The organism is Paraburkholderia acidicola, assembly GCF_002362315.1.
Classification (GTDB): Bacteria; Pseudomonadota; Gammaproteobacteria; order Burkholderiales; family Burkholderiaceae; genus Paraburkholderia; species Paraburkholderia acidicola.
Genome location: NZ_MTZV01000002.1, coordinates 687,590 through 712,414, shown reverse-complemented (window position 1 = coordinate 712,414; position 24,825 = coordinate 687,590). Strand labels below are relative to the sequence as shown.

24 protein-coding genes and 3 tRNA genes are annotated in these 24,825 nt (G+C 59.7%); 12 read left to right on the top strand and 15 right to left on the bottom strand.

Going from position 1 to position 24,825, the window contains the following annotated elements:
* The first annotated feature begins 12 nt into the window (after positions 1–12).
* Complete coding sequence (locus tag BWP39_RS05300; protein WP_096717550.1) at positions 13–369, top strand: lysozyme inhibitor LprI family protein; 357 nt, start codon at positions 13–15, stop codon at positions 367–369.
* Between the two features lie 9 nt (positions 370–378).
* The gene (locus BWP39_RS05295; RefSeq protein ID WP_096717548.1) at positions 379–630 is read left to right on the top strand and encodes a PAAR domain-containing protein; all 252 of its coding nucleotides are present in this window, start codon (positions 379–381) and stop codon (positions 628–630) included.
* A gap of 423 nt (positions 631–1,053) precedes the next feature.
* Here the strand turns inward: BWP39_RS05295 and BWP39_RS05290 are convergent.
* The 4 genes from BWP39_RS05290 to rph form a co-directional block, all read right to left on the bottom strand.
* Positions 1,054–1,143: transfer RNA gene (locus BWP39_RS05290), tRNA-Ser, on the bottom strand.
* A 56-nt stretch (positions 1,144–1,199) separates the two neighbouring features.
* Positions 1,200–2,414 carry a radical SAM family heme chaperone HemW gene (gene hemW / locus BWP39_RS05285; RefSeq protein WP_096717546.1) on the bottom strand — a complete coding sequence of 405 codons (1,215 nt, stop codon included), beginning with the start codon at positions 2,412–2,414 and terminating at the stop codon, positions 1,200–1,202.
* Complete coding sequence (gene rdgB / locus BWP39_RS05280) at positions 2,411–3,055, bottom strand: RdgB/HAM1 family non-canonical purine NTP pyrophosphatase (RefSeq protein ID WP_096717544.1); 645 nt, start codon at positions 3,053–3,055, stop codon at positions 2,411–2,413. The genes hemW and rdgB overlap by 4 nt, the downstream gene beginning before the upstream one ends.
* On the bottom strand, positions 3,048–3,788 hold the full coding sequence (gene rph, locus BWP39_RS05275) for a ribonuclease PH (protein WP_096717542.1): 741 nt from the start codon (positions 3,786–3,788) through the stop codon (positions 3,048–3,050). Before rph ends, rdgB begins: the two co-directional genes overlap by 8 nt.
* A gap of 259 nt (positions 3,789–4,047) precedes the next feature.
* Here rph and BWP39_RS05270 point away from each other — a divergent pair, with 259 nt between their 5' ends.
* The 4 genes from BWP39_RS05270 (at position 4,048) to BWP39_RS05255 (ending at position 8,390) form a co-directional block, all read left to right on the top strand.
* The gene (locus tag BWP39_RS05270) at positions 4,048–4,977 is read left to right on the top strand and encodes a YicC/YloC family endoribonuclease (protein ID WP_096717540.1); all 930 of its coding nucleotides are present in this window, start codon (positions 4,048–4,050) and stop codon (positions 4,975–4,977) included.
* Between the two features lie 27 nt (positions 4,978–5,004).
* Positions 5,005–5,688 (top strand): guanylate kinase, encoded by a 684-nt coding sequence (gene gmk / locus BWP39_RS05265; protein ID WP_096717538.1) that lies wholly within the window; start codon positions 5,005–5,007, stop codon positions 5,686–5,688.
* A 59-nt stretch (positions 5,689–5,747) separates the two neighbouring features.
* Positions 5,748–5,951, top strand: coding sequence for a DNA-directed RNA polymerase subunit omega (gene rpoZ / locus BWP39_RS05260; RefSeq protein WP_091011430.1), 204 nt, complete (start codon positions 5,748–5,750; stop codon positions 5,949–5,951).
* An 81-nt stretch (positions 5,952–6,032) separates the two neighbouring features.
* Complete coding sequence (locus tag BWP39_RS05255; protein WP_096718569.1) at positions 6,033–8,390, top strand: RelA/SpoT family protein; 2,358 nt, start codon at positions 6,033–6,035, stop codon at positions 8,388–8,390.
* 61 nt (positions 8,391–8,451) lie between these two features.
* Here the strand turns inward: BWP39_RS05255 and BWP39_RS05250 are convergent.
* Positions 8,452–8,528: transfer RNA gene (locus BWP39_RS05250), tRNA-Arg, on the bottom strand.
* A gap of 79 nt (positions 8,529–8,607) precedes the next feature.
* Positions 8,608–8,684, bottom strand: a tRNA-Arg gene (locus BWP39_RS05245).
* 120 nt (positions 8,685–8,804) lie between these two features.
* Between BWP39_RS05245 and greB the strand changes: the two genes are divergently transcribed.
* A complete protein-coding gene (gene greB, locus BWP39_RS05240) occupies positions 8,805–9,374 on the top strand; it encodes a transcription elongation factor GreB (protein WP_096717536.1) in 570 nt (189 codons plus the stop codon).
* A 107-nt stretch (positions 9,375–9,481) separates the two neighbouring features.
* Here greB and BWP39_RS05235 read toward each other — a convergent pair whose 3' ends face one another.
* Both BWP39_RS05235 and BWP39_RS05230 read right to left on the bottom strand, forming a co-directional pair.
* Complete coding sequence (locus tag BWP39_RS05235; RefSeq protein WP_096717534.1) at positions 9,482–10,612, bottom strand: porin; 1,131 nt, start codon at positions 10,610–10,612, stop codon at positions 9,482–9,484.
* 530 nt (positions 10,613–11,142) lie between these two features.
* A complete protein-coding gene (locus BWP39_RS05230; protein ID WP_096717532.1) occupies positions 11,143–11,373 on the bottom strand; it encodes a hypothetical protein in 231 nt (76 codons plus the stop codon).
* 422 nt (positions 11,374–11,795) lie between these two features.
* Between BWP39_RS05230 and BWP39_RS05225 the strand changes: the two genes are divergently transcribed.
* Positions 11,796–11,999 (top strand): cold-shock protein, encoded by a 204-nt coding sequence (locus BWP39_RS05225; protein ID WP_091011435.1) that lies wholly within the window; start codon positions 11,796–11,798, stop codon positions 11,997–11,999.
* A gap of 282 nt (positions 12,000–12,281) precedes the next feature.
* Positions 12,282–13,439, top strand: a complete 1,158-nt coding sequence (locus tag BWP39_RS05220) for an exonuclease domain-containing protein (protein WP_096717530.1) — start codon at positions 12,282–12,284, stop codon at positions 13,437–13,439.
* A 49-nt stretch (positions 13,440–13,488) separates the two neighbouring features.
* On the opposite strand, the gene BWP39_RS05215 is transcribed toward BWP39_RS05220, so the two are convergent.
* Together BWP39_RS05215 and BWP39_RS31925 are read right to left on the bottom strand one after the other, a co-directional pair.
* On the bottom strand, positions 13,489–14,088 hold the full coding sequence (locus tag BWP39_RS05215) for a chorismate mutase (protein ID WP_096717528.1): 600 nt from the start codon (positions 14,086–14,088) through the stop codon (positions 13,489–13,491).
* 318 nt (positions 14,089–14,406) lie between these two features.
* Positions 14,407–14,556, bottom strand: a complete 150-nt coding sequence (locus BWP39_RS31925) for a hypothetical protein (protein ID WP_170043833.1) — start codon at positions 14,554–14,556, stop codon at positions 14,407–14,409.
* 224 nt (positions 14,557–14,780) lie between these two features.
* On the opposite strand from BWP39_RS31925, the gene BWP39_RS05205 reads away from it, so the two are divergent.
* Both BWP39_RS05205 and BWP39_RS05200 read left to right on the top strand, forming a co-directional pair.
* Positions 14,781–15,164, top strand: a complete 384-nt coding sequence (locus BWP39_RS05205) for a DUF2946 domain-containing protein (protein WP_096717524.1) — start codon at positions 14,781–14,783, stop codon at positions 15,162–15,164.
* 137 nt (positions 15,165–15,301) lie between these two features.
* The gene (locus BWP39_RS05200) at positions 15,302–17,659 is read left to right on the top strand and encodes a TonB-dependent receptor (protein ID WP_096718567.1); all 2,358 of its coding nucleotides are present in this window, start codon (positions 15,302–15,304) and stop codon (positions 17,657–17,659) included.
* Positions 17,660–17,782: 123 nt separating this feature from the next.
* Here BWP39_RS05200 and BWP39_RS05195 read toward each other — a convergent pair whose 3' ends face one another.
* From BWP39_RS05195 to BWP39_RS05185, 3 genes are all read right to left on the bottom strand, one after another.
* Positions 17,783–18,598 (bottom strand): polysaccharide lyase family 7 protein, encoded by an 816-nt coding sequence (locus BWP39_RS05195; RefSeq protein WP_096717522.1) that lies wholly within the window; start codon positions 18,596–18,598, stop codon positions 17,783–17,785.
* Between the two features lie 538 nt (positions 18,599–19,136).
* Positions 19,137–20,375 (bottom strand): dienelactone hydrolase family protein, encoded by a 1,239-nt coding sequence (locus BWP39_RS05190; protein ID WP_096717520.1) that lies wholly within the window; start codon positions 20,373–20,375, stop codon positions 19,137–19,139.
* Between the two features lie 251 nt (positions 20,376–20,626).
* The gene (locus tag BWP39_RS05185; protein WP_096718565.1) at positions 20,627–21,949 is read right to left on the bottom strand and encodes an aspartate aminotransferase family protein; all 1,323 of its coding nucleotides are present in this window, start codon (positions 21,947–21,949) and stop codon (positions 20,627–20,629) included.
* Between the two features lie 122 nt (positions 21,950–22,071).
* On the opposite strand from BWP39_RS05185, the gene BWP39_RS05180 reads away from it, so the two are divergent.
* The gene (locus BWP39_RS05180; RefSeq protein ID WP_235851372.1) at positions 22,072–22,992 is read left to right on the top strand and encodes a LysR substrate-binding domain-containing protein; all 921 of its coding nucleotides are present in this window, start codon (positions 22,072–22,074) and stop codon (positions 22,990–22,992) included.
* 96 nt (positions 22,993–23,088) lie between these two features.
* Here the strand turns inward: BWP39_RS05180 and BWP39_RS05175 are convergent, their stop codons facing one another.
* Both BWP39_RS05175 and BWP39_RS05170 read right to left on the bottom strand, forming a co-directional pair.
* Positions 23,089–23,715: a flagellar biosynthesis sigma factor gene (locus tag BWP39_RS05175; RefSeq protein WP_096717516.1), complete on the bottom strand. Its 627-nt coding sequence runs from the start codon at positions 23,713–23,715 to the stop codon at positions 23,089–23,091.
* Between the two features lie 2 nt (positions 23,716–23,717).
* Positions 23,718–24,725, bottom strand: a complete 1,008-nt coding sequence (locus BWP39_RS05170) for a DUF2515 family protein (RefSeq protein ID WP_096717514.1) — start codon at positions 24,723–24,725, stop codon at positions 23,718–23,720.
* Positions 24,726–24,825 lie beyond the last annotated feature (100 nt).

Here is a 24,825-nt window from a genome sequence, read left to right as displayed (position 1 = left end):
GTTGAGGATGTAATGAGGAAATTCATTTGTTTGGTTCTTTTATTGCTACCGCTAAGTTCGTTTGCCAAGACATGCGTTGATAGTGGGAATGTGTATGATGATTTATCCTGTGCCGATCAAGCTCTGGATAGCTCAAAAAAAGAGCTCAATGTGATTTATCAAAAAATATATACATCCACGCAATACAAGGATGAGTTTGAGCAGTCGCAGAAGGCTTGGCTCAACTATAGAGAAAAGCAGTGTAATGGTTATATTGCAGCCGAGGCCTCGCAATCTCAAGGCGCGGGTTCCGGCTTAATTACAAAAGACTGCCTCGTCACAATCACCAAACAGCGAGTTGATTATTTGAAGACTCTTCTCGAGAAATAGCAGGTTGATATGATGAATCTTGTTCGCGTTGATGACGATACTGACCACGGTGGCAAGGTGCTAACGGGCTCAACGACGATGCATTACGATGGCCGCTTCGTCGCTCGCAAGGGCGATCGGGTGTCGTGTCCGCAGCATCCAGACGTGTCACCTAACATCATCGAGGAAGGCGACCCGAATATGACCGACAGCGGCATCCCGATTGCGCGGCACGGTCACCGGGCTACATGTGGTTGCCATCTCATTTCGAGTTTGACCTGATCGCTGTACGGTCAGCGTCCGTCTCCAGCGGAACGGGGCACGCTGGATTTCGGTCCTGTGTTTTTTGACAGGACGATGAGCGTCGTGAGGCATGCATCATTCGCTGGACGTGTAGGTCTTCGGAGCGTCCCCCAGAAAGCCCGGGTCGTCGCGCGATCTTCCGATGATCGCGCTCGAACCGTTCCATCGAGTCACCCAGTAACGCTATCAGCGGCAGTTCTTCGTGCGTGTCGTGAGTCGCGCGCGCCGGTCCCTGATGCCAGCATGTCGGAAGTGACATCGGGCTATTCGATTCTTAATTGTTTGGAAGAGGATGGGGTGGTTTCACCGGGACCGATCTGAATCGTGAAAGCATCGACTCGCCGCAAAGCCCCATACCACCTAGCTTGACGGGATTTTTTGAAGGTACTTGAAAGATAAGACTGGCGGAGGCGGTGAGATTCGAACTCACGGAAGGGTTGCCCCTTCGCCGGTTTTCAAGACCGGTGCATTCAACCACTCTGCCACACCTCCGGGATGCGGATTGTACCCTGGAACGGCGCCATCGCGCCTGATCCAAGGCCAAGTCGTTACGATGCGTCCTGCAAAAACAACTCCTGCAGATCGTTCAAAAAACGCTGACCGAGCGGCGTCGGCGCGATGTGCTGATGATCCCGCGCAATCAGCCCACGCTTTTCCGCTTCCCCTAAAGCGCTTTCGATCGATGTCATCGTCAAACCTGTGCGCTCGATGAAACGATGCACCGGAAATCCTTCAACCAGCCGCAGCGCATTCAGCATGAACTCGAACGGCAGATCACGCGGTCCGACTTCGTGTTCCTCGTGAACCGGCTTGCCAGCCTTCGCATGCTCGATGAACGTGGCAGGGTGCTTGTAGCGCATCTGCCGCAAGATCCGGTTCGGAAACGACAGCTTCGTATGCGCGCCCGCGCCGATACCAAGGTAATCGCCGAACCGCCAGTAGTTCAGATTGTGTTTGCTCTGCCGATGCGGCTGCGCATACGCGGACACTTCGTAGCGTTCATAACCGGCCGCAGCGGTGCGCTCGTGAATCCACTCCTGCATGTCGGCGGATGCATCGTCGTCGGGAAGCGCGGGCGGGTACTTCGCGAACAGCGTGTTCGGTTCGAGCGTCAGGTGGTACAGCGACAGATGCGGCGGCGCAAACGAGAGAGCCGTCTCGATGTCGGTCTGACATTCGGCAAGCGTCTGTTGCGGCAGCGCGAACATCAGATCGAGATTGAAGTTATCGAAGGTGTGCGCGGCGACTTCGACTGCGCGGTGCGCTTGCGTTGAATCGTGAATCCGGCCGAGCGCTTTCAGATGCGCCTCATTAAAGCTCTGAATCCCAACCGACAGTCGATTCACGCCGCTCGCCCTGAACTGCGCGAACTTCGCAGCCTCAAACGTGCCGGGATTCGCTTCGAGCGTGATTTCAGCGTCGGCGTCGAGCGGCAGCAGCGCCCGCACATCCGACAGCAACCGGTCGAGGCCCGCAGCAGACAGCAAACTGGGCGTCCCCCCACCAATGAACACCGTATGCACCTGGCGCCCCCACACGAGCGGCAACGCCAGCTCGAGGTCGGCGCGCAACGCATCGAGATATTCGTTCTCGGGGAACGCATCGCCTTTCCATTCGTGCGAGTTGAAATCGCAGTACGGACACTTGCGAACACACCACGGAAAATGCACGTACAGCGCGAGCGGCGGCAGCGACGTGAGTCGAATGCTGCCCGGCGCGGTGAACGCCTGGATCACGCCGGCCCCCGCCGATGCCGCGCTCATGCTTCCTCCCGCAAGCGCGCGAGCAACTGCTGCAACGCGATCGCTCGATGGCTCTGCGCGTTCTTCACAGCCGGATCGAGTTGCGCCGCGGTCGCGTCGAGCGCGGGCAGGAAGAACAGCGGGTCATAGCCGAAGCCGTTCGAGCCGCGCGGCGCGTCGAGCATTTCGCCGTGCCAGCGACCTTCGACGATCAGCGGCTCGGGGTCGTTCTCGTGACGCGCGAGTGCCAGCACGCAGTAGTAGTACGCACGGCGATCGGTCGCGTCCTTCAGTTGTTCGAGCAGATGCGCGTTGTTCGCCGCGTCGCTTTTCTCGCCACCAGCGAGCAGTGCGTAGCGTGCCGAATAGACACCGGGCGCGCCGCGCAGCGCGCGTACGCACAGACCCGAATCGTCGGCGAGGGCGGGCAGGCCGGTGAGCCGCGCGGCATGCCGCGCCTTGGTCAGCGCGTTCTCGACAAACGTCGGATAGGGCTCCTCCGCTTCGGGCACATTGAGCGCGCCTTGCGGAATCAGCTCGATTCCCGCTGCGCCGAGCAAGGCCGCGAACTCGCGCAGCTTGCCCGGGTTGTTCGACGCGAGCACGACTTTCGCCAGCGAACTTGCTGCCGCCGTGGTCGCAGGAGCTTGACGATCACTCACCCTTGATCTCCAGCGCTTCCTTTTGCTTCGCGATCAGCGTCGTGATACCGCTTTGCGCGAGGTCGAGCAGCGCGTTCATTTCGTCGCGGGTAAACGGCACGCCTTCCGCCGTGCCCTGAATTTCGACGAAGCCACCATCGCCGGTCATCACGACGTTCATGTCGGTATCGCACTGCGAGTCTTCGTCGTAGTCGAGATCGAGCACCGGCAGTCCGTCATACACACCGACTGAAATCGCGGCGACGTAGTCGGTGATCGGCGAGCTTTCAATGCGACCTGTCGTAAGCAGTTTCGCGACCGCATCGTGTGCCGCGACGAATGCGCCGGTGATGCTCGCGGTGCGCGTGCCACCATCGGCCTGGATCACATCGCAATCGATGTGCAACGTGCGTGCGCCCAGCCGTTCGAGATCGAACACCGAGCGCAGCGCCCGGCCGATCAGCCGCTGGATTTCCTGCGTGCGCCCGGTCTGTTTGCCGCGCGCAGCTTCACGGTCGCTGCGTGTATGAGTCGCGCGCGGCAGCATGCCGTATTCGGCCGTGAGCCAGCCCTGGCCGCGATCGCGCAGAAAGCCGGGCACCTGCTCGGCGATGCTCGCCGTGCAGATCACCTTCGTATCGCCGAATTCGACGAGCACCGAGCCTTCCGCATGCTTCGTGTAGTGGCGCGTGATGCGCACATCGCGCAGCTGATCGGGGCGGCGGCCGCTGGGGCGTTTCGTGGTGTCGTTCATCGTCGGGGACCGTGGAAGGAGGGGGGAGGAGGGAAACCGCGATTTTACCGCCGATCGGCGGTGCGAGCCGCATTCGCCTTGGTTCCGCTTCGCGGGGCGCTATCGCGAAAGATGGGATAATGCGCGTTCTACGCCCCGCGTCCCGTACACGCCGGGCGACTCGAATCCACGGGCTGTACCGGAAACAGCGCGGAAACGACGCGCAAACCCTGCGGTTGCCGTTGCGTTTTTCCGCTCAGCCCCTTTCGCGAGACGAACGATGATCTACAGCATGACTGGCTACGCGAGCGTGACACGCGAACTCGCTGCGGCCTCGGGCAATGGCGGTGTGAGCGTTTCCGTCGAACTCCGTACCGTTAACTCGCGCTTCCTCGACCTGAACTTCCGCATGCCCGAAGACGTGCGCGTCTGCGAACCGACGCTGCGCGAAATGCTGATGAACAAGCTGTCGCGCGGCAAGGTCGATATCCGTATCAACTTGCAGCGCAGCGAACAGGCGGCCAACGCAGGCGCGTTGAACCGCGATGCACTCGAACAGCTCGCGGTGCTCGAGCGCGCCGTGCTCGAATCGTTTCCCGATGCGGGCCATCTGCGCACGGGTGAAATTCTGCGCTGGCCCGGTGTGCTCGCCGAAAGTGGCGTCGCCGCTGAGACGCTGCGCGATGCCGTGCTCGGTTGCGGCAAGCAGGCGATCACGGATCTGATCGACGTGCGCGCGCGCGAAGGCGCGCAACTCGCCACGATGCTGCTGAACAACGTCACCGAAATGGAGGCGATCGTCGCGAAGATCACACCGCTCGTGCCGGAACTGATCACGAAGCATCAGCAGAAGATCGTCGAGCGTCTGCAGGAAGCGCTCGGCATCGCGGCACCCGATAGCGCTGCGACCGTGTCGACGGTATCGCGTGAAGAAATCAACGAGCGCATTCGCCAGGAAGTGACGATGTACGGTATCCGTATCGACATCGCCGAAGAACTGACGCGCCTCACCGCGCACCTGAACGAAACGCGTCACGTGATCGAAAAGGGCGGCAAGGTAGGCAAGCGGCTCGACTTCATGATGCAGGAGCTGAACCGCGAAGCGAATACGCTCGGCTCGAAGGCCGCGGCCAAGGAACTCGCCGACGCATCGATGACGCTGAAGCTGCTCATCGAACAGATGCGCGAGCAGGTGCAAAATCTCGAATAAGTCCCGACCGACCCGGAGTCCCGCAGCATGACCGACCACCCACGCGAAAGCACCGCGCCGCGCAATCCGTACGCAGGCGTTTATCCGGGCAACCTGTTCATGGTCGTCGCACCATCGGGTGCGGGCAAGTCGACCCTCGTGAACGCGTTGCTCGCGCGCGATCCGGCCATCCGCCTGTCGATCTCGTACACGACGCGCCCGCCGCGCCCGAAAGAACAGGATGGCCAGCACTACCACTTCACCACCGTCGACGATTTCCTCGCGCGCCATGCGGCCGGCGAGTTTCTCGAAAGCGCGGAAGTGCATGGCAACTACTACGCGACGTCACGCGTGTGGATCGAAGACCAGATGAAAAACGGCCATGACGTGCTGCTGGAAATCGACTGGCAGGGCGCGCAACAGGTGAAAAAGCGGTTTCACAACGCAATTGGTATCTTCATCCTGCCGCCTTCGCTCGAAGCGCTCGAAGACCGGCTGAAGAAGCGCGGCCAGGACGAACCGAACGTCATCGTACGGCGCTTGCTCGCCGCCGGTAGCGAAATGGCGCACGCGGCGGAAGCGGAGTACGTCGTGATTAACGAGAACTTCGATCGCGCGCTCGCGGACCTGCAGTGCCTGGTCGGTGCGACGCGTTCGCGGTTCGCGTCGCAGTACGCGCGCCACACGGAGCTGTTCATGCAGCTCGGCATCCACCTGCCGCATGGCGGCTGACGGCGGGGTGTCGCGCACATAAGGTAGAATGAGTAACATACTGAGAAGGAATTCCTGACATGGCCCGCATCACCGTCGAAGACTGTCTGAAACAGATCCCGAATCGTTTCGAACTGGCGCTTGCCGCAACCTACCGCGCGCGTCAGCTCGCGCAAGGCCACACGCCGAAGCTTGAAAGCCGCGATAAGCCCACCGTCATCGCCCTGCGCGAAATTGCGGCGGGCCACGTTGGCGTCGAAATGCTGAAGAAGGTGCCTGTCTAAGGCACCTTGTCTGTTTTTCGATTACCGCTGTAAATGACTCCGCCGCGTGCAGACCGCGGGCTCACTGACAAGGAGGCGAGCATGAGCACCCACCCTTCGCCTTCTGCCACTGAACTGGAGCAGGAGTCCGATTCGCCCTCGTCTGCGCGCAAATACATCGACGCGGTCCTCGAACAGTCGTTTCGCCATCTGTTCGGGCCGACCGCCACGCCGGAGCAACCGCGCCGGCACGACGTCGTTTCGATCGCCAAGCTGACCGCTGCTCTCGCCGGCTACCTGACGCCGGAAGAGATCAAGGACGTCAAGGCGGCGTTCCATTTCAGCGACGAAGCCCATCTCGGCCAGTACCGCCAGAGCGGCGAACCCTACATCACGCACCCTGTCGCCGTTGCGGAGATCTGCGCCGGCTGGAAGCTCGACGACCAGTCGATCATGGCAGCGCTGCTGCACGACGTGATGGAAGACCAGGGTGTGACCAAGGCCGAACTGGCCGAGCGCTTCGGTGCGAAGGTCGCGGAACTGGTCGACGGGTTGTCGAAACTGGACAAGATGGAGTTTCGCAACCGCGAGGAAGCGCAGGCGGAAAATTTCCGCAAGATGCTGCTGGCGATGGCGCGCGACGTCCGCGTGATCCTCGTCAAACTGGCGGACCGGCTGCACAACATGCGCACGCTGGGCGCAGTGCCGCACGAAAAACGCCGCCGCGTGGCGCGCGAAACACTCGACATCTACGCGCCGATCGCGCATCGGCTGGGGCTGAACAATACGTATCGCGAGCTGCAGGATCTGAGCTTCGCGAACTTCAATCCGCACCGCTACGCAACGCTCGAAAAGGCCGTGAAAGCGGCGCGCGGCAATCGTCGTGAAGTGGTCGGCAAGATCATGGAGTCGGTGCAACGCGCGATTGCCGATGCGAAGCTCGATGCCGAAGTCACCGGTCGCGAGAAAACCATCTTCAGCATCTACAAGAAGATGCGCGACAAGCAGTTGTCGTTCTCGCAGGTGCTCGACGTGTACGGCTTTCGCGTGGTCGTCGAAAGCGCACTTGAGTGCTATACCTGCATCGGCGCGCTGCATGCGCTCTACAAGCCGGTGCCGGGCAAGTTCAAGGACTACATCGCGATCCCGAAGGTGAACGGCTACCAGTCACTGCATACGACGCTGGTGGGGCCGTTTGGCGCGCCGATCGAGTTCCAGGTGCGTACGCGCAAGATGCACGAGATCGCCGAAGCGGGCGTTGCCGCGCACTGGCTGTACAAGAACGGCGGCGCGGATCTCAACGATGTGCAAAAGCGTGCGCATCAGTGGCTCAAGTCGCTGCTCGATATTCAAAGCGAAGCCGGCGATTCAAGCGAGTTTCTCGAGCACGTGAAGATCGATCTGTTCCCGGATGCGGTCTATGTGTTCACGCCCAAGTCGAAGATCATGGCGCTGCCGCGTGGTGCGACGGCGCTCGATTTCGCTTACTCGATCCACAGCGACCTCGGCAACCAGTGCGTCGCGGTGAAGATCAATAACGAACTGCTGCCGCTGCGTACCGAGTTGAAGAGTGGCGATATCGTCGAGGTGATCACCGCGCCGTACTCGAAGCCGAACCCGGCGTGGCTCGGTTTCGTGCGTACCGGCAAGGCGCGTTCGGCGATCCGTCATTACCTGAAGACGATGCGTCTCAACGAATCCGTGCAGCTTGGCGAACGCCTTGTCGATCAGGCGCTCAAGGGCTACGGGCTCGCACTGGCCGATGTCACGCCCGAGGTGTGGGAAAAGCTCGTGCAGTGGACGGGCAACAAGAACGGTCAGGAAATTTTCGCGGACATCGGCCTTGGCCGACGGGTCGCTGCGGTGATGGCGAAGCGCATTGAAGTGCTGATGCGCGGCCTCGATGCCGACGACGACAGCCCGCGCGAAGCATCCGTATTGAACCCGCCGCCGGTCGTGATCACCGGTACCGAAGGCATGTCGGTGCAGCTCTCGGCCTGCTGTCGCCCGATTCCCGGCGACGACATCATGGGCTACATCGGCATCGGGCTCGGCATGGCGATCCACACTACCGATTGCCGCGTCGCACAACGTATTCACCGGCGCGATCCGGGCCGCTGGATCGATGTTGCGTGGGCGCCGCAGCCGGGGCGTCTGTTCGACGTGGCGATCCGGGTGCTTGTGAAGAACGCGAAGGGCGTGTTTGCCCGCGTTGCTGCTGACATCACGTTTGCCGATGCGAACATCGTGCACATTGCGATGGACGAGGACCTGTCGCAGGAATCGACGGTGCTGCGCTTTGTGATCCAGGTCAGCGACCGCGTGCATCTCGCGAATGTGATGCGCCGTGTGCGGACCAATCCGGACGTGATGCGTATCGCGCGCGAGCGGCCCAGCGAAGAGCAGCACCATCGTCACGACGGTGGCATGCGCATCGATCGCGAACGCGCAGACTACTGATCCACCATCAGGGCCACCGATAAAAACAAAGGGCCTTCCATCTGGAAGGCCCTTCATGAAATGGTGCGGCTGGCAGGATTCGAACCCACGACCCCTTGGTTCGTAGCCAAGTACTCTATCCAACTGAGCTACAGCCGCACGTGACCGGTACGGATAACCCGCTTATACAGCGGGGTGAAACGAAAGGGCCTTCCATGGAGGAAGGCCCTCAAATAAGTGGTGCGGCTGGCAGGATTCGAACCCACGACCCCTTGGTTCGTAGCCAAGTACTCTATCCAACTGAGCTACAGCCGCACGCAGAAACGAGATTATAGCAAAGCCTCGAAAAAAGGGAAGCGAGAAACGCGATTTGTGCCGTGGAGTCGATCGTGTACCCTTGATGGCTGGACGTTTGCGGCATTCACCCGGATTACCATGAACAAGGCTTTTGTCAAAGAATCGAGCGAAGAAAGCGACGACGATCTCGACGTCGCCCAGCCCGAAATGCCCGCTGGGGCGAAAAACTACATCACGCCGGCCGGCTATCGCCGGTTGCGCGACGAGCTGCTGCATCTGATCGATGAAGAGCGTCCGGAGGTGGTGAAGCTCGTCTCGTGGGCGGCATCGAACGGCGATCGTTCGGAGAACGGCGATTACATCTACGGAAAGCGGCGTCTGCGCGAAATCGATCGGCGGATCCGCTTTTTGACCAAACGGCTGGATCTCGCGGAGATCGTCGATAGCAGCCGGCAGGAGAGTGTCGATCAGGTGTTTTTCGGTGCGACTGTTCACTATGGGACAGCTGATGGCGAGGAGCATGCGATCACCATCGTCGGTGTCGACGAGGTCGATCTGGACCGCGGGCACGTCAGCTGGATCTCGCCGGTTGCGCGGGCGTTGTTGAAGGCGCGGATCGGCGATCAGGTCACGTTGTATACGCCGGCAGGGCCGGAGCCGATCGATGTGCTCGATGTGAGCTACCCGCCGCCCGATGCGGGCGCCTGATTGCACGCGCAGCGATCGACGCACGCTCCCACGCGGCAAACAACCTCAAGCCAATAAAAAAGGCGCCGCAAGCGGCGCCTTTCGATACTGCGGATACTGCCAGCAGCTTAGAAGCGGTGACGCAGGCCTGCGGTCACAGCGATCTGGCTGTTCGTCGACGATGCCGAGCCCAGACCGTTGATGTTTGCCGAGATGCCCGAGCTTTCGTTCACGCGTTGGTACACGCCTTGCAGGTACACGTCCGTACGCTTCGACAGTGCGTAGTCTGTTTGCAGGTTGAACTGGTTCCAGTGCGGACGATCGCCGTCGAGGGTAGCCTTCGTGTACGTCCACGAACCCGCCAGGCTCAGAGCCGGCGTCAGTGCGTAGCGGCCATTCACTTCGAAGTTCTGGAAGCGCGCGCTTGTGCCGCCCAGACCGATACCACCGGTCACGCCCGATTGAGCTGCCGAGATGCCGACTGCCTGGGTCAGGTTGGTTTGCGTGTAGATCGCGCCGACAGTTGCCGGGCCGAACGAGTAGTTCGCACCAGCGCCCCACGTTTGTTGACGGCCTGCTGCGAACGTCGAGTCATCCGACACTGCGCCGCTCGTGTTCAGCGAACCGCTGCCGTTCAGTTGCAGGTAGGCAGCGCCGACATTCAGGCCTTGCCAGCTGTACGATGCACCCGCGCTGTATGCACGGTTGTTGGCGAACTGGCCAGCATCGTTCGAGAAGCCATACAACGCGCCGAACTTGAAGCCGGCGTAGTTGACGCTCTGGAACTTGACCGAGTTGCTGATACGGAACGAGTTGTTCAGGTTGTCGTTATCGAACGGGTGCGCGAACTGCGTGCCACCGTATTGCGTACCGGTCAGCGAGAACGGTCCGAGATAGTCGACCACGCTGTCGTATTGACGGCCGAGGGTCACGGCACCGTATTGATCGCTTGCCAGACCAACGAACGCTTGACGACCGAACTCACGGCCACCTTGACCAAGCTTGCCGTTAGCGATGTTGAAGCCGTTTTCCAACGTGAAGATAGCCTTCAGACCGCCACCGAGGTCTTCAGCACCGCGCAGGCCCCAACGGCTACCGTTGATCTGGCCGCTGGTTTCTTGCCAGTTGCTGTGGCCGCCCTGGTTGTTCGTGTAGGTGATACCTGCATCGATCAAGCCGTACAGCGTGACGCTGCTTTGAGCGTGCGCTGCAGTAGCAAAAACGCCCGTGAGGGCCGCGACCATGAGAGTCTTTTTCATCTTTATAACTCCGAGAACAGGATGGGCTTTGGAAACCCAGGCTTGAAGGAAACCCTCACGCTAACGCTGCGAGAGGCGAAATTTGCGTGAAACGCGCGGTGCAGCCAGCGCGTCGGTTTCCGGACAGGCAAAGTGTAGAGATGAGGCCGGGGAGCGGGCGTTCCAATTTCAGCAATAAAGTATTACGAGATTGGAAATTATTCGGATAGCCGCTCAAAGCCTTACTGGGAAAGGCTTTTCAAGACGCGCCAAGGGATGGGAGGGGTGTGTCAACCAACGGGCGTTGTGCAATTGCTACAACAAACGATGTGCGAAAACAACGCTAAAAGACATAAAAATAGATTGTTGTCGTATAAGGAATAGATGTTTGTTGTTTGCGCTACTAATGGGCTGATGCGGTGGCGCTATACTTTAATCTCTGCTTTCCGAAGCAGACTTTTTCGTTGACGAAAAAGATCTCCAAACCTTTGTCGGCGCGACCTCCAAGTCGCGCTTTTTTTTGCCTGTAGCTTTCGCGCGGTTGCTGCCGGTTATCCCTGCTGAGCCGCAACGCTGGTGGTAAATGCATCCAGCGGTAAGGACAGGCTCCAGTCTTCCATTACATAGTGACGGGCGTCCATAGGGGAAGACAGCAGGTTTTGCCAATGATCTCCGTGCCAGACCGGGTCGAATGCAAGGTGGGAGGTGGCAGTAGTAGTGGGCGTGGCGTGATTTGGCGCGCGGCCTAACCACGCGATCAATCGGCGGAATTCATTCAGCATGGCACTCTCCCTAAAACAGCTTATGCACACGATCTTGAAAGGGATGCCTGATACATACAACCCGGACAAATACTTACCGAAAACACAATTTGTTACGCTGAGGTAATATTTTCCTATCAAAAGATTCTCAAGATCCTGATTAAGTAATAATGACGTTTTAACGATTCGGTTCACGCCGGGAATAAGCTGAAAACGTTCTCCATGCGCCGCGCATCGCGATATTGTTTGATGCGCAATACACCTTCCAAAAATTTACTTGACGACGATTCCCCGCCGCCCGTATAACGGCAGAGCTGAATTTTCGATTGACAGACGCAGCGGCATTACAGGCCGATGCGTACCTCCGGCAACAGAGGATGTACGTCGTAATATCGGCTTGAGGGCATTGCCCGTTTTTATTAAATCTCGAGGGAAACAGGAACATGGAAACCGGTATCGTCAAATGGTTCAACGATGCTAAGGGCTTTGGCTTCATCACATCGGACGCAGGCGGCGAAGATCTGTTCGCTCATTTCTCGGAAATCCGCAGCGAAGGCTTCAAGTCGCTGAAGGAAAACCAGCGCGTATCGTTTGAGGTCAAGACCGGCCCGAAGGGCAAGCAGGCTGCAAACATCCAGCCGCTGTAAAAGGCCCTGCGCCGCATGAGTTACCTGCGGCCCATTGAAAGCCCCCGCATCGTCGGGGGCTTTTTTCATCTATAGCCGCAACTTGAACCGGTGTTGAAACCCGCGATATTTAAATAACCGTCTGACTGGATTGTCGGGCGGTGAATATTAAATCGGGTGGTTCGAAGTTAGCGGTGTGAATCGCAGGTTGCGGTTTTTTAGCCTGGCTTGCCGGCGCGCCTGCATACGGCCCTGCCGGCAACTGGTGGCATACTCCCCGTAAGCCACATTCAAACTCCTGTCATGCCCGAACAGCTTCTGCCGGACCCCGCGATCGACACGCCGATCGTCTTCGTCGACCTCGAAACGACCGGCGGCTCGCCCGGCGAGCACCGTATCACCGAGGTCGGTGTGGTCGAACTGGCCGCGTCGGGCGTTTCGCGCTGGAGCACGCTGGTTGATCCGCAGCAGCCGATTCCGCCGTTCATTCAGCAATTGACCGGCATCACCAACGCGATGGTGCAGGGTGCGCCCACGTTCGATGCGATCGCTGCCGCGCTGTTCGAGCGCCTGAACGGCAAGCTTTTCGTGGCGCACAACGCCAGCTTCGACCGTGGCTTTTTGCGCAGCGAGTTCGCGCGCGCGGGTTTCACGTTCAATCCGGATGTGTTGTGTACGGTCCGTCTGTCGCGCGCGCTGTTTCCGGCGGAAAAGCGCCACGGGCTCGATGCGCTGATGGCGCGACACGCACTGGTGCCCACCGATCGACATCGCGCGCTCGCTGACGCCGATCTGCTATGGCAGTTCTGGCAACGTCTGCATGGGCTGGTGCCACTCGACGTGTTGCGCATGCAGATCGAGCGCACGATGCGGCGCTACCGGCTGGCTGGCGACATTACCGAAGATCTGCTCGATAGCGCGCCGGCCGGTTGCGGTGTCTACGCGCTCTACGGCGAAGACGATGCGCCGCTATACGTCGGCCGCAGCGTACGCGTGCGGCAGCGCTTGCGTACGCATCTGACCGGCGAGCGCCGGTCATCAAAGGACATGCGGCTGGCGCAGCAGGTTCGGCGGGTCGAATGGCGTGCAACGGGTGGCGAACTCGGCGCGCTGCTTGCGGAGGCGCAGTGGATAGCAGCGCTTCGTCCCGTTCATAACCGGTTGCCGCGCGTGGCCCGCGACGATCCCACCGATGCGCCGTGGCCATACGCAGGTGCGATCGTGTTCGAGGAGCGCGACGACGCCTCGCGGTTGCCCACGTTCCATGTGGTGGATCGCTGGCGCTATGTAGGCCACGCGCCGTCGCTCGAGGAAGCGGCCATGCTGACGTCGGCCAGCGCCGCAGGTCCGTTCGAGCTTTCGACGTACCGGATTCTGCAGACGCATCTTGCGCGCGGCCTGCGTGTTACGCCGCTCGCTGCGCCTGTGTCCGCGCTGGCCAGTGCAGATTCGGTCGCGTAGCTGTCGCTGCTAGCTGCCAGCGCGGGTCGCAGAGGATGCGGTCCGTGGATCAACCGGTCGCACCAACCCCACCCGACTGACACACGTGCCCGAGCGCATGCGTCAGCGCGCCCGAATACGTCGCGTCATAACGCGTCAGCGATTTCCAGTTCGCGATTCCATCGGCGACCCGCGTCGGACAGTCCGACGCACCGCGCAACGGCTGGACGCGCGCGAGCCCCGCGATCAATGCAGCAGTGAGCTTGTCCAGCTGCGGCCGCGTGCTGGCCGCAAGATCGGGAGCCGGGCCTTCCGGCGGTCGTGTTGTTTGCCAGGTTTTGAACAGGTCGTTCTGCACGTCCTTGCTCGCATCGATCTGGTCCTGGAAAAACGCGTGCGCAAACGCAGGATCAACGTCGGCGGCTTGCGCCCGTTTTTCCACATCGTTAAGCAATACGGTTTCGCGCGGTGTGTCAGTGATCGATTGATGGTTTGCCCATTTCCAGCGCGCCACCGGTTCGGCGAGCGCGAGCCGCTGCGACACGAGTGCGATCAGGTTAGTGAGCGCCACATCGTCGCCGGCTGCGGAAGCCGGCATGGGGGCGAAGCAGACCGCGGAAAAAAGCGCGAGCGTGCAGAGCACTACAGCGGGGCGGTAAGTGAGTTTCATGGATGGGCAATCAAGCAACGTTAATCGAGGCGGGAAAAATCCGAAGAATAAACGAAGCGAGGACGAAGCGCGGCGAAACGTACGCGCAGCGATCAAATGCGGGGGAAACGCTGAGGCAGGAGGAAGGGCGGGAGGGACAGCACAACAACATGTACAAGAGGCGCAACGGACGTGCGAAAACCCGCACGCTGAATCAGATGGGACTCAGGTGCGGCTAGCAGGTCGGGACCTGTGTGCGCGATTTCGGTAGCGCATGCCTTAGCAAGTTACTGCGCCGCAGCAAATGTGCTGAGGCAGCATTAACGTCGCCGCGGGTGCTTACTTCTGTTCGCACGTCTTGCGTTGTTCGTCGAGAAACGCGCGGACATGTTCCGGCAGTTCGGCCCCGAGAAACTCTACGCCTGCGGGTTCCGGATCCGGGCTAAACACTTTGTCCGGGGTCGGAACTCTTGGCGGTCTGGTATCCATGATAGTTCTCCTGTGTAAAGCGATTATCTGCCTCGTCCCCCGATTTGCACCAGTGCTGCGAAGCAGTGACGCTGCTTTCATTGCCTCTTTGTTGCTTTAACGGCACAGCGGTCCACGATTTCAAAGTTGCTTAAACAAAATTTAACGATCGTCGGTATGACAATTGGCCGCAGAGCGTGTGTTGTCTGCTTGTTATACTGCGCGCACAAATTTTCAGACCAACGATGAAACGTTCGACGCGGTGGATCGGCCTCGTATGGCTGGCGCTGGTACTCAATGTACTGTCGCCTGTCATCGGCTATGCGCGTCTTGCGAGCACGCAGAGTCCGTTCACCGTCGAGCTTTGCCATGCAGGCGGCCAGAGCGTCGTCATCGATCTCGGCGGTTCCGGCGACGCCAGTGACACCGGCAAAGTCCATCTCGTTGTCCCGCACTGCGTCTATTGCCCCGGCTTCGCCGCGAATTTCGCGCTCGGCACCAGTCTTCCCTTCCTGCCGGTTCCCGCTCATGCATCTGTGTATCTGCAGACGTTTGAGCCGGAGACCGTTTTTGTGCGTCGCAGCGTTCGCGTCGCACAACCTCGTGCCCCACCTGAAACGCTGATCTAGCCCGTCTCTCGAGTCCGCGCCGTCGTCATCGTCTTTGCTGACGGTGTGGGATACAGCACGTCGCGTGCCGCCCGATCGCGCCTTATCGCGCGATGTTCGTGCGCGCGCCGTTCTCGATCACGCTTTCAGGATTTCCCATGCGTTACGCCCTTGCTGCGCTGTCTGCACGCCGGCCGTTTTCGGTTGCGTGCATGGCGGCCTTCGTCATTCAGTCCGCTCATTCCGCCGAGTCCGCAACCTCGCCCGCCGATCCATCCGATTCATTGTTAACGAACGATTCGACGCAGGCGTTGACGGGCGGCATACATACTTTGCCCGTCGTCACGATCAACGGGGCGCGGCCGGTACGTCCTGCATTTGCGCCGGACACGCCAGGCGTTGTGGAGACGATCACGCGCAGGCAGATCGACGCGCACAACACGGTCAACACGGAAGATGCGCTGAAGTACGTACCAAACCTGATGGTGCGCAAGCGCTTCATCGGCGATCGCAACTCAGTGTTCTCCGGCCGCGATTTCAACGAAATGCAGAGCGCGCGCGGTCTGGTCTACGCAGACGGCCTGCTGCTATCGAACCTGCTCGGTTCGAGCTATGGCTACCCGCCGCGCTGGTCGCTGATCGCCCCCGACGACATCGCCCAGGTCGAAGTGCTATACGGTCCGTTCTCGGCGCTGTACCCGGGCAACTCGATCGGCTCGACCGTGCAGATCACGACGCGCAAGCCGGAGAAACTGGAAGCGTCGCTGGACACGCAGTTCTTTACGCAGCGCTACAACGACCCGTACGGCTTTGCGCAGAGTTTCGGCGGCAATCATCAGTCCGCCCGGATTGCCGATCGTGTCGGACGGTTCTGGTATTCCCTGTCACTCGACCGGCTCGAGAACAACAGTCAACCGATGCAGTACGCGGCGCCGAACGGTACTTACAACCCGGCGTTTGGCACACCGCTGCCGGTAACCGGCGCCGCCACCGACATCGGTCCGAACGGCAGGCGGCGTGTGTTCGTCGGTCCGCAGATGATCGAGCGCACGCAGCAACTCACCGAAACCGTGCGGATGGGTTACGCGTTCACCGACCATGTCGACGCGACGCTCACGCTGGGCCACTGGAAAAACCACTATAAGGACCGCGCGCAGACGTTTCTCACCGACGCGGCCGGCAATCCCGTCTATGGCGGCAATGTGACGATTGGCGGGCGCAACTACACGGTTGCGCCGAATGCGTTTTCGCCGGCTAACGGCGATCAGGAAAACTGGCTGTACGCGTTCGGCCTGAACGCGAAGCTCGATTCGGGCTGGCGCTTGTCCAGCACGGTCTCCGCCTACGACGTCTCGCACGATGTACTGCGCTCGGCGACCACCGCGCCGCCCGCGGCGCTGGGTGGCGGTGCGGGCACGATCTTCCACGGCGACGGTACCGGGTGGCGGACCTTCGACCTGAAGGCGGAGTCGCCGTCGGTGGCGGGGCACACGTTCACGGTCGGCTATCACTTCGACAACTACCTCCTGCGCAACCAGACCTACAGCACGTCGAACTGGTTATACGGTGCGCCGGTGACGCTGGCCAGCACCTATCGCGGCGACACACGCACCCAGGCGCTATATGGTCAGGACGCGTGGCGTTTCGCGCCGGGCTGGCTGGCCACACTCGGTCTGCGCTACGAGCGCTGGGATGCGTATGACGGCGCGCTCGGCAACGCAAGCTCGACGCTCGGCTACGCGGACCGCGGCGCGAACGCGCTGTCGCCGAAAGCCTCCGTGCAATGGCAGGCCACCGACGACTGGCGGTTCCGCGTGTCGTTCGCGACCGGCACGCGCTTCCCGACCGTCGGCGAGCTGTTCCAGGGAACGATCTCGAACAACGCGCTCGTCAACAACAACCCGGGCCTGCGCCCGGAGAAGGCAATCGACTGGGACTTCACGGCTGAGCGCGACGTCGGCGTGGGCGTCGTGCGGGCGAGCGTCTTCCAGAGCGATCTGCGCGATTCGATCTACAGCCAGACCACGATCAGCGGCGCGACGACCGTCACGAATATCTCGAACGTCGATCGGGTGCGGGTGCGCGGCGTCGAGCTGGCGTTCTCGGGGCAGAACGTGCTGCTGCGCGGACTCGATCTCGATGCGAACCTGTCGGCGAGCAACGCGCGCACGCTCGAAGATTCAGCGAACCCGGGGTACCAGGGCAACCGCTGGCCGCGCATTCCCGTAGTACGCGCGAACCTGCTCGCGTCGTATCGCTTCAACGAGCAATGGCTCGCGAGCGTCGGCGTGCGCTATTCGGGTCGTCAGTACAACACGCTCGATAACAGCGATGTGAACCCGGACGTCTACGGCGGCACGAGTTCCTTCACGGTGATCGACCTGAAGGCGCGCTACAAGATCGATCGTCACTGGCTCGCATCGATCGGTGTCGACAACCTGACGGATCGTCGCTACTACGTCTTCCACCCGTATCCGGGACGGACGTTCTATGGAGAACTCAAGTGGTCGCTTTGAGAGAGGCGGGCGATCTCGATTCTGTCGGGGCGTGAGCGCTGGGTTCAGGTGGGCCAGTTCAGAGGCTGAACCCTGCGCTTTCAAGCAGGGTTCAGCGATAGGGCAAGCCTGAAAAAATGCGGGCTACGAGTGCGTCAGACTCAACGCATAGAACTTGACGACCGTGCCAGCCGTCGTCAACGGTGTACCCGATACCGCCGATTGATCATAGTCGCCGGCCTTGAAGTAGAAGTTCTCTCCGTCGAAGCTGGAATCCATCGTATAGGTCTTCGTCGTGCTGTTGACCTTCACGGTGACCGTCGTGCCACTCAGGCTCAACTCATAGGTGAACTTCGTTCCTACCGCGACATTGGTAATTGTGTAGGTGTTCGATTTGCCGCCCTGGTTAGTGCTCTCGAGTAGAAGCTTCACCACACCACCTGAAGTGAACTGCAGTTCGCACAGCGGTTTGCTAGGCCCGGAGCCCTGGAAAATCTGGCCGACCGTGGTGTGGTCCGGCACCTGGGTCACGGCGACCGTTGCGTTCATCCTGTTCGTGCCGGCCGTGGACCACGTCGCGTTCTCATGCAGTTCCGTCCGCGGATGCAGCGAGCCGGACGTGGTCCAGCCCTGCGTGGGATCCATCATCACCATCGAACCATCCGAACTGTCCGTATAGAAGTAGGGCTTGTCCGTGTAGCCGCCCGTAAGTCTGGAACTGCTCACCGTGTCGATATCGCCGGACGAGCCCGTCGGCAGTTGCAGCGTGAACGGCGCAAGGTTGAAGTTCGATCCGGGCGGACTGCTGGTGCTGAGATCGGGCTGTACCACACTGGCATTTTGATCAAGCTGTTTCAGCGCTGCTGCGGACACACCATCGCTTGAACCGCCGCCGCCGCATGCCACGAGCATGCTGCCAGACAGGACCGCAATAAGGCTGGTGATGATTCGGCTCTTCATATCGTCTCCTTCTCATTTGCCACGGGTTGAAATGCGACAACATTTAACGAGAGCTATTATTCGTTTTGAGTTATTTAGGGTAACGTTTTCCTAAATAATTAATAATCGTTAACCCGAGTAACATATTCAATATGAATTGCGTTAGTTGATTCAAATGACGATATTGGATATCCAGATGGAATCGATCTGGAATCCGAGGTTGTATCTTGCGGGTCAGGCCAGGCCTCGTGGGCCAGGGGATATCTGGGCTCAGTCAGAGTGCTTTGCCACTCACAGATCTAAAGGACGTGTCTTGCGAGCCGGCGTTCAAGCCGGAATTGCTATATGAGTCGATTAATTACGAAATACTTTCTATGTGAAATTGTGACCTTGTTTTAAATCATGCTAGCAAGGAATATCTTGAAAGTAAACGATTTCCTGATTTGTCGTTTTAGTCGTGACGATACAGAGCCGTTACCAATACGGCGCTCGAAACACGGATGGATACCGACGCGGGCCGCCGCGGGCAGCCCGGTATGGATATCGATTGCGCGTGACCTCAGGTCGGCTTTCCTTCACTCGATGCCCAGTTCGGCATCAGCGAATTGCTCGGAAGTGTTTCGTCGACCATCTTGCGAGTGGTCTGGATGCCGGCCACCGGCAACCCGGTCGGATCCAGCAGACCGATCTGTACCAGGACGGATGCCTGGTCCCAATAGATATGTTCGTTGTAGAGCTTGTCGCCACGAAAGCAGACCACGGCGAGCATCGGTACTTCGAAGTATTTCCCGGTTGGCGGCAGGCCCGGCAGAAGCCAGTCGATCTCGCGATCATGCGTCGCACAGAAGACAAACTCGTCGACGATGCGATCGGCGCCGATCGTGCGTGAAATCGGAATCAGGCGCGTATCGGCGGGGTTCGAGTCGACGAAGTGATACTTGTAGAAGCGCTTCAACTGATCGTGCCCGACGCCGCCGGTCATCGTCGGCACATGATTGACGTAGGGCTCGGCAACCATGGTCGGCATGACCGCGTTGACGTCCCGCGTGGCGAACTCGTAGTAGCAATGTTGTTCCCACAACGTATTCAGGTCATGGATCGGACCGAGTACCTTGCGCAACAGCGCGAGGGTCCGCGAATACGCCATCATCGTGGCCGGCTTGTCGAAGTGCTCGCGTTCGGGCGTAGCGAACGCATGACCGCAGCCTGGGTAAACGTATTGCTCGATCTGCGGTTTAGTCGCAAGCGCGGTCTGGACTGTTTCCCGCACGTGCCCCGGGCAATGTGCATCTTCGCCCGCGAAATGGAAAACCATCGGGCACCGGATCGATGCGACTTCATCGACGAACGCCTCGAGACCGACGCCGTAGTAGCTGACCGCGCAATCGACATCGGTGCGTGCTGCGGTCAGCATCGCCAGCTTGCCGCCGAGGCAATAGCCGATCGTGCCAACTTTGCCTGCGTGTTTGGGTCTTGTCCGCAATGCATCGATGGTGGCTGCGATATCTGTCACAGCGAGCGGCAGATCGAGCCGGGCGTGGTAGTCGAGCGCCTGGGCCAGCTCCGCTTCGCCATAGCCGAGCACGACGCCTGGCTTCATACGCCAGAACAAGTCAGGAACGAGCACGACATAACCTTCCTCCGCATACCGGTCCGCCATCGCTTTCATATAGGCGTTGATGCCGAAGATTTCCTGCAGCAACACGAGTCCCGGACCGGACCCCTGGGCGGGTTTCGCCAGATAGGCCGAGAAGCGCCCGCCATCGTGGGACGGAATATCGATCATTGCACCGCTCATGTTTTCGTTCCTTTCGGGCTTGCTGAAGCGATTCGAATAGTGGGGAGGCGCCTGGAGTCGACGTACTGAGTCTTGTGCGTGGTGCCTGCGGTCGTTCGCAAGGACAACCGCTCAGCCGATTCCTGATGCGCGCTGCGAAGCTGTCGACGTTGCGCCGACAATCGCATCACTATTGTGAACCAGAGCCGGTGGAAAGGTGTGACACCTCGCAGGGGTGACGAGGCGTCGAAGTCGAGCGGATGCTGCCCGTCTTAGTGGGTTCTTGCGCCAGCAATCTCGCTGAGACTATCGCCCAAGGCCTTGTCGAGGATCGCCACCGCGCGATCGATCTCGTCCGTCGACACCGTCAGCGGTGGAGCGATACGCCACACCGAGCCGCGTTCCGGACGCCGGCGTATGTTCATGCTCAGTCCGTTCTCGAAACATTTGCGCGTCGTCAGTGCGCCGAGTTCGTGAGCCGCGTTGCGCGACACGCGGTCGGTGACGAGTTCCACGCCGAGCAGAAGACCCGCGCCGCGAATATCGCCGATGACCTCATAACGCTGCTGCAATGCTTCCAGACGGCTGCGCAGATAGCCGCCCATTTCGTTTGCGCGCGCAACCAGGTTCTCTTCCTCGATCACCCTCAGGACGGCGAGCCCGACTTCGGCGAGGAGCGGGTCCGATACGTGACTCGTGTAGAACGTAAAGTGCTTCTCGTGCAGGACTTCTTCGATCTTTGATGTTGTCGCTACCGCTGCGAGCGGCAAGCCACCACCGAGCGTCTTCGACATCGTCATGATGTCGGGCACGACGCCGAAGAACTCCGATCCGGTGCGCGTACCGATGCGGCCAAACGCGGTTTGCGCCTCATCGAAGATGAGCAGCATCCCGCGTTCGTCGGCGGCTTTGCGCAATGCCTGCATGAATGAATGCGGCGGTACGAGCACACCGCCCGCGCTGATGATCGGCTCGACGATGATCGCCGCACCACGGCCGCTTGATTGCATGTCGAACATCTTCAGTGCGAGGTTCAGGTTGGCCAGTGCCGATTCTTCGGGTGTGGCGGCCTCGATATACGGTCGATACGCATTCGGTTCGGGGATCAGGAATACGCCGGGTGCGGGCACGCCGTAACCCTTGCGGTCGCTCGCGAACGACACCGTACTGGCACCGCCCGTGATGCCATGCCATGAACCGCCGAGCGCCAGCACTTCATAGCCGTCGGTGTACATCTTGGCCATGCGCAGTGCGACCTCGGTTGCTTCGGAGCCAGTGTTGATGAAGATGGTCTTCTGTAGATCGCCGGGCAGCCAGTCGCGCGCGAGGGTCTGTCCAAGCTCGGCGACGACTTCGGGGATCATGCCGCTGAACATATGGAACGCTTTCTCGCCCGCTCGATGGACGGCTTCGACGATGGCCGGATGGTTGTGTCCGATCGTGGCGCACATCTGGCCCGACGTGAAGTCCAGATATTCGCGGCCGTTGCTATCCTTTACGATGGTGCCTCTCGCGGAGGTGAACAGGTTAGGGAAAGTATCGCCGCCGTACCGGACCAGAAAATCTCTGGATGCCTGCAGAAGTCCTTCGCTCATCGTTCGCTCCATGGGGTGGTTTCCGTGAGAAAACATCTTAGGCAGGCGAGAATGGCGGCGCCAACGCATAAAACTCAGCACCCCATCAAATGAGCTCAACTCGAGATTCGTCGAAATCCCGCTTGAAATCCCGGTTGCCGCCGCTCAAGGCGCTCCTCGCATTCGAGGCGGCGTCGCGGCGCGGTAGCTTTGCGCTGGGTGCGGAAGAGCTTGCGGTGACGCCGTCAGCGGTCAGTCATCAGATTCAGCAGCTCGAGGATTTTCTGGGCGTGCCGCTGTTTCAACGGCTTCCGGGGCGGGCTGTGCTCACGGCGGCGGGACGCGCCTATGCACGCGAGATCGAGCGCGCATTCGGCGTGATTACCGAAGCGACGAATCTGGTCGCACCACAGTCGCAGCGCGGCTATCTGGTGGTGGCGTCCAGTCCGAGTTTCGCGGCCAAGTGGCTGCAGCCGCGATTGCCCGAATTCCTGCGTAGCAATCCGGATGTGAGGATTCGTCTGTCCACGCTTTCCGGGCATGACGATCTGGAGGCGACGCGATTCGATATCGCGATCGTCTATGGTCAACCGCATACGTCGAAGTTCGATATCGAGCCGTTGTTGATCGAGCGGTTGCGGCCTTTGTGTAGCCCTGTGCTTGCAAAGGAACTCGCGTTGCGTGTGCCGCAGGATCTGGCGCGTGCGACGTTGATCCATTCATCGAACGCGCTGACGTGGCCGGAGTATTTGCGGCGGGTAGGGTGTCCGGAGGTGCGGCTCGATAACGAGCTATGGCTTGATCGCTCGGTGATGGCGATCGATGCAGCCGCTGATGGTCTTGGCGTGGTGCTGGAAAGCGAGCTTCTGGCTGCGGAAGAATTGCGCGAGGGGCGGCTGATTGCGCCTTTCGATGGTGCGCAGTTCAGTGTCGAAGTGACGTCTTACTATCTCGTGCGATCGCGGGATCACAACATTGGCTCGCAGGCGGCGATGGCCTTTGAGAGCTGGTTGCGCTCGGCGTTCGATGCGGCTGACCTGGGTTCGGGGCCGGGTAGTACGTGAACATGCGAGTACCGAACGACGTTCCAGTGTCCGCGACTAGGCCAGCGAACATGGCGGGCTCGCAACCAAGGTTGAAGAGGCCTGTCGCCGTACCGATCAGCTACCAGGACTGTCTGTCATTAAAGGCGGCCCGCTTAATCGTAGCGTAATCAGATAGCGCTCGTCGTTTGAGCGGCTCTCGTTGATGAAGCGGCGAACGTCGAGAATGATTTGATATTTGTTGTCGGCTAACCAATAGGTTATTGGATCGGTACGCGACCGGATGCTAGCTCGCATGGCGGGCGTGTCTGTGATCGCTGGATTACTGGCCACACGGATCAGTCGCCAGCCTCCTCGCCGGAGTTGATTTTGCAAGTCAGTGAGGACCGCCATCGTGTCGTCGAGCGACAAGGTTTCAATCTGCGGCGACAACGTTATCGATTCGACCTTTCCGTACTTATTCGTCCCGACATACAGGAATTTCGCCGAGGGTGTGACGAAGCCGTACCTGGGGTCTGTGAAACGCAATCTGGCTGGACGAGTTACGAAGCCTCCCCAAAACATTTCAGGGTCTGCAGCGGGCAAGGTCGAACGGGATTGCTGGCGCACCTGTTCGTAGGGTTCGTCAAGGGTCAGCGCAACTTCATCAGCGGGCCTTGTCGTAGCGTAAATACCCCATGCGATCGCGCAGCCAACCAACACGTACGCAAGGTACGCAAACCTTCTGATACTTTGACTCGGCATGGCTACCTCGGATGCGCAATCAGAAAAATCGAATTTTCGACCATGTACTTCTCTATAGGGTCGCGCAGCAGATCATCGAACCGTTCTGCCGCGCGTTGCACGAACGCCATTCGTTGGTTGGGGTCGGCAAGATTGGCCAGGGGTTGTTTGCTGAAAATCTCGCTTTTCGCGTTGGCACCTGTGACTGTGCATTGATTGACGAGTGCCAACTGGATTTCCCGTGCCGATCCAGTCGGGATATGCAGCGCCCACGCGAACTGATTGGCGCGCACCAGCAGCGCGAATGCCGGATCGTTGTACATGGCCGGTTGCAGAATATTGAGTTGTTCATGGCGAGCCAGTTGCTCAACACCGCTTGCAATATTCCCGGCATCAATCGCCTTGAATCCTCTCTGAATTTCCGGAGTGGGGACGCCAAACCTCACGGAATCCGCAATTGGCCAGACGACGTTCTCACTCAATAGCGCTCGTTCGGGTAGACAGCGTTCAAACCTCTGCAAACCAAATTTCTTATAAAACTGGTGCAATGGCCACACGTCGAGAAACAACGAGATGTTGCCCTTCGCCAGCATCTCGTACACCTTGCGTGCACCTTCGCCTGATGCCTGGTTCGGTACAGACATGCGCGGCGATGTGTAGGGCGACAGGCGTTCAAGCGGCGAACTGGTTTGGTGCCATTGCTGGTAGGCGTTGCGTTCGCGGTTCGACTTGCTAATCAATTCTGCGGCGTTAAGCAGGCCGCAGCCAACCTGTTTAGATGCAAATGCGGCAAGCCCCGCCCACTGGAACCTGTGGTCGTCCAGCCACATTTGTGCATAGGCCGCGTTGATACGCCGGTTACGCTCAACTGGATCGCCAACGGCTACGATGGTCTCGGCCTGCTTCTGAAAGAAGCGCCAGCAGTCGATACAGTCCTGATTGTCGTCTTCAGCCCGTTTCTTTGCGGTGGCCTCTTCCTCTTTCCAGTTGGGGTAACAGATTGGGCATTTTGGGTTATCGCACTTCTGCATGTAACTTACTCGTTGTTTTTGGCCTCGTTTTCATCACGCATCGCGACGTTCGTTTGCGGCGTACGCACACATATAAGGTTGGCCACATCGAACATCGAGC